General features: G+C 51.6%; 6 protein-coding genes. 5 read left to right on the forward strand and 1 reads right to left on the reverse strand.

The features are described 5' to 3' along the window. A partial coding sequence (locus ABF287_RS07265; protein WP_347184350.1) for a 4Fe-4S binding protein occupies positions 1-650 on the forward strand: 650 nt, incomplete at its 5' end. Here ABF287_RS07265 and ABF287_RS07270 read toward each other — a convergent pair. Then, a complete protein-coding gene (locus ABF287_RS07270; RefSeq protein WP_044050487.1) occupies positions 644-1,369 on the reverse strand; it encodes a hypothetical protein in 726 nt (241 codons plus the stop codon). The genes ABF287_RS07265 and ABF287_RS07270 overlap by 7 nt on opposite strands. A gap of 95 nt (positions 1,370-1,464) precedes the next feature. Between ABF287_RS07270 and ABF287_RS07275 the strand changes: the two genes are divergently transcribed. The 4 genes from ABF287_RS07275 to ABF287_RS07290 are packed head-to-tail and all read left to right on the forward strand — an operon-like array spanning position 1,465 to position 3,933. Then, positions 1,465-1,656 carry a DUF6494 family protein gene (locus ABF287_RS07275; RefSeq protein ID WP_271508223.1) on the forward strand — a complete coding sequence of 64 codons (192 nt, stop codon included), beginning with the start codon at positions 1,465-1,467 and terminating at the stop codon, positions 1,654-1,656. Next, positions 1,657-2,712: an Mrp/NBP35 family ATP-binding protein gene (locus tag ABF287_RS07280; RefSeq protein ID WP_044050489.1), complete on the forward strand. Its 1,056-nt coding sequence runs from the start codon at positions 1,657-1,659 to the stop codon at positions 2,710-2,712. Beyond that, positions 2,709-3,422 carry a DUF4444 domain-containing protein gene (locus ABF287_RS07285; RefSeq protein ID WP_347184351.1) on the forward strand — a complete coding sequence of 238 codons (714 nt, stop codon included), beginning with the start codon at positions 2,709-2,711 and terminating at the stop codon, positions 3,420-3,422. The genes ABF287_RS07280 and ABF287_RS07285 overlap by 4 nt, the downstream gene beginning before the upstream one ends. A gap of 1 nt (position 3,423) precedes the next feature. Further along, positions 3,424-3,933, forward strand: coding sequence for a DUF6505 family protein (locus ABF287_RS07290; RefSeq protein WP_044050491.1), 510 nt, complete (start codon positions 3,424-3,426; stop codon positions 3,931-3,933). Positions 3,934-4,182 lie beyond the last annotated feature (249 nt).

A 4,182-nucleotide genomic window follows, 5' to 3' on the forward strand; every position in this document is an offset into this window, starting at 1 on the left:
TGCAACCTACGGACCCAGAAGCTTTATGCGACATGTTGTATTCCGGGACGGCAGTCGAAATAGCCTGCGCTCCGATTTTGCCAATCGGTTCTCGGCGGCAAGTGGCACGTTTAGCTGCTAAAGCTCTTCAGCCAGAGGCAAATGTGCTCAACCTACCGATCGGGGCGCCCTATGGGGCAGTCCTAATTGACACAGAAGCCTGTAGCCTCTGCCTGGCCTGCGTCTCCCTTTGCCCCTCTGGTGCCTTGGGAGACAATGAAGATCTGCCACAACTACGGTTTCAAGAAGACGCCTGTCTGCAATGCGGCCTCTGCAGCAATATTTGTCCAGAGAAGGCCATTTCTTTGAAACCGCAGATGGATCTCACAGATCAAGCCTTTACACAAAAGGTTTTGCATGAAGAAGAACCCTTCGCCTGCATCGAATGCGGATCACTTTTTGGCGTGAAATCTACGGTTGAGAAGATCACTGAGAAACTAGCGGGAAATCATGCGATGTTTGCAAATCCGGCCGCGTCAAAGATGATCCAAATGTGCGACAACTGCCGTATTCAGGCACAGTATCACTCAACAGACAATCCGTTCCAAGGTGACGCCCGCCCTCGGGTACGCACAACAGACGATTATCTGTCAAAGCGCCGGGATCATTGAGATTGGATAGGCGATCCCAAATCAGCCGGCTGAATGGTCGCCACATAGGCCACAATGGCCGCAATTTCGTCCAAGGAGACCTCAATCGGTACGATTGGAGAGGGCAAATGAGCGGCAAAGGGATCGGTCACCTCAAACACTTGAGTGAACGCAGGGTGTGGATTGAGGAGATAGAATGCCTCGTATCGGCGACGCCAATCTTTAAAATTGCGCATGAGCGCAAACGAAGGGGTCGAGCCTATGGCCTTCATCCGATTGCTTTCATGAACAACATGGCAACGACCGCATTTTTCCAAACTAACCCGCGCACCCAGAGCCGCGTCTCCAGTCAGCGGCTTAGGTTTCGCAACAGCTGCCGTCTCAATTTTCGCTTGAAACACCGCGATTCCATTTGGGGCAAACTCCTCAATTGTGAGTTTGCCCGTATCCGACAAGAGCCAAATTTCAAACCGCTCAGCGGCGGGATGACCACCCGAAGCAAACCGCCACAATCTAGCGCCTTCGCGAAACACAGGCGTGCCTTCTGCCCCGAAGCGCGCCTGAGCGCCACCTTGCAAGAGATAGACTTTTGTGCCTGTTTTCAAAGAGAAACGAGGCAAAAGATACCTCAGAAAGCCACTGTCTTTAAAGGCAGAGGGGGCTTGCAGGGTAAAGGATTTTTCTTGGGCCAAAACGGGTGCGGCAAACAGAGCCCAACATATCACCAAAGCTTTAAACATTTCACCTATTTCCCCAATTTGCCCCAACTTGCAATTCACCCTAGGGGCAGTAGGATTCAAACGTCAACATTTGCAGCAACTAAAAGGAACGTTCGATGAGCGAAGAGTTAAATATGTCCATGCGAAAATTTCTCAAGCAAGTTGGAGTTACCTCACAGCAAGCGATTGAAGACGCATTGCGTGCGGTACCAGATACCGCCGGGAAAAGCTATTCTGCCAAAATGGTCCTCACCCTTGAGGGACTGGATTTCGAACATGTCGTCACCGGTAAAATTGAAAGTAATTAAATGTCAGTAACCCGCGAAGAGGTACTCGCTTGCCTCAAAACGATCCAAGCGCCCTCTGGCGTAGATCTGGTCGAAGCAGGATTGGTTCGCGCTCTTTCAGTAACCGGTGGCGCTGTCCGATTTGTAATGGAAGTGAGCTCCCCCGACCCCTTTGAACCGGCTAAGGCCGAAGCAGAAAGAAAACTTGCGGCCCTTGGTTGTGCGCCAGTATCCATCGTGATGACGGCTCACAGCAAACCTTCCGCCCCGCCTGACCTATCGCCCACCAGAAAGGCTGAGCCCGCAGGCCCAGAAAAAATTCCAGGCGTAGATCGCATTATTGCTGTGGCCTCTGGCAAAGGCGGCGTAGGAAAATCAACTGTTGCGGCCAATTTGGCCTGTGCTTTGGCCGCAGAAGGGCGTCGGGTTGGCATGCTTGATGCAGACGTCTATGGACCATCACAGCCCCGCATGCTTGGCGTGTCTGGCCGTCCGCAAAGCCCGGATGGCAAGATCATTTTACCACTACGAAATTTTGGTGTGACGATGATGTCTATTGGACTAATGACCAATGAGGATCAAGCGGTGGTCTGGCGTGGTCCGATGCTCATGGGCGCCTTGCAACAAATGCTCACACAAGTACAATGGGGCGCGTTGGATGTAATGATTGTCGATTTGCCGCCTGGCACAGGCGACGTAAATATGACCCTTGCCCAGAAAGCCCATGTAGATGGGGCAATTATTGTGTCCACGCCGCAGGATGTTGCACTTATGGATGCACGAAAAGGCATTGATATGTTTAATCAATTGGGAACACCTATCATTGGTATGATTGAAAATATGAGCACGCATATCTGCTCGCAATGTGGCCATGAAGAGCATGTCTTTGGACATGGTGGCGTTAGCGAGGAGGCCAAGAAATTGAACGTACCGCTACTAGCCGAAATTCCGCTTCATCTCGACATTCGTTTGGCTGCCGATGGTGGGGCACCGATTGTTGTCTCCAAACCCAATTCTACTCAGGCACAAGCTTTCCGCAGCCTGGCAAAATCTTTGATTGAAAGCGGTCAGGCATGACAGAAAATCAAAGACCAAGCTTTCCCCCACTCTTCAGCGGACTGGCCATCAGCGGCCAGATTAATCCCTTTGAAAAGGCCCGCGCAGAGGCTACCCGTGGCTGTGATGCCGGGTTGGTAGTCTATAATTTGGCTGCTAATACGCTTGAAGCGGCGATTGTTTTCGCTCCAGATGTGACGCTCGAAGAGGCCATGGCCGTGCTGCCGCTTTGTGGTATTGGTTTTCAAAACGCCTTGGGCGCTCTGGCGCCACCTGAGGTGGCAGTTCAGCTCGAGTGGGCCGGCGGTTTGCGGATCAATGGAGCCCGCTGCGGCGCTTTACGGGTTGCAGCGTCTACCGTGGATACCGATGCGCTGCCCGATTGGATAGTAGTTGGATTGACCCTGCCCCTCTGGCCAGAAAGTGATGCACCGGGCGAAACACCAGACCACACTGCACTCTATGCTGAGGGCTGCGCAGAGGTTAACGCACTGGGTCTATTGGAGTCTTGGGTTAAACACACTTTGGTTGGCATCAACACCTGGAGCGAAGATGGGGTAAAATCTTTGCATTCTAATTGGCGCGGTCTGGCGCATGGCATTGGCGAAGACATAAAGATTCATGGACAGGCCGGCACTTTTCTTGGCGTAGACGAGAAATTCGGAATGCTGCTTCGATCTGAAGTGACTACCCAACTCATCCCATTAAGTTCCGTACTGGAGGGCAACTGATATGATGCTGGCGCGCGCAATACATTTTGACGAAAGCGATATGAATGTCTTTCACTCGCCTGCGCGCACTGGTGAATGGTGTATCTCGGGCGGCTTTGAATTTTCCAATTGGACAGAAGCTGATTTGACTGGAAAGTCGCGGCAAGCCTTTTCCAACGGTTGGCTTGGTGTGGAGACCTTTGGCCGCGTAACATTTGTGGCTACAACCAAAATTGAACCATCAGAATACGCGTTTCTCAAGGACTCCTTAGCACGGCACTTTGTTCAAATCTATGGCGCCCCGTCCCTAGAGGAAGCAGGCCAAGTTGCAGAAGAAGAATTGGTGCATATGACCGAGCTTTGCAACGACCACGACCCTAATACTTTGCTCACAGTGGTGCGCGAGTTGACAGGCTCCGGCGTGAAAGAGGGGTTTCGCATGATTGAATCGCAAGATGCGGGATTGAACCAATTTGCCATCCATGGCTCTTTAGATGACGATGGACCTGACGGTCATGGCCACAGCCACTAGGTAAACATCCCTCGCCTTGACTCAATCAGACAAATAGAAACTTGTATTGGATTGTAGTAAAAGAGAGCCATAGCTGCAGCTCGACTGCATGACTTTGTAGAGGACAGCCCACCTACCTCTGTGGCTGAATTAGAGGCCCTTTTCGGCAAAGACTAATGCCTAGCGCAGTAGATTGGTGATCGGAGTTTTGTGTCTAGGAACTTGCTTCAAAGTGTGGCTTATATTGTAGTCTGTTAGGAGGGGCTTCCA

Source organism: Pacificibacter sp., assembly GCF_039769035.1.
In the GTDB taxonomy this organism is placed as follows: domain Bacteria; phylum Pseudomonadota; class Alphaproteobacteria; order Rhodobacterales; family Rhodobacteraceae; genus Celeribacter.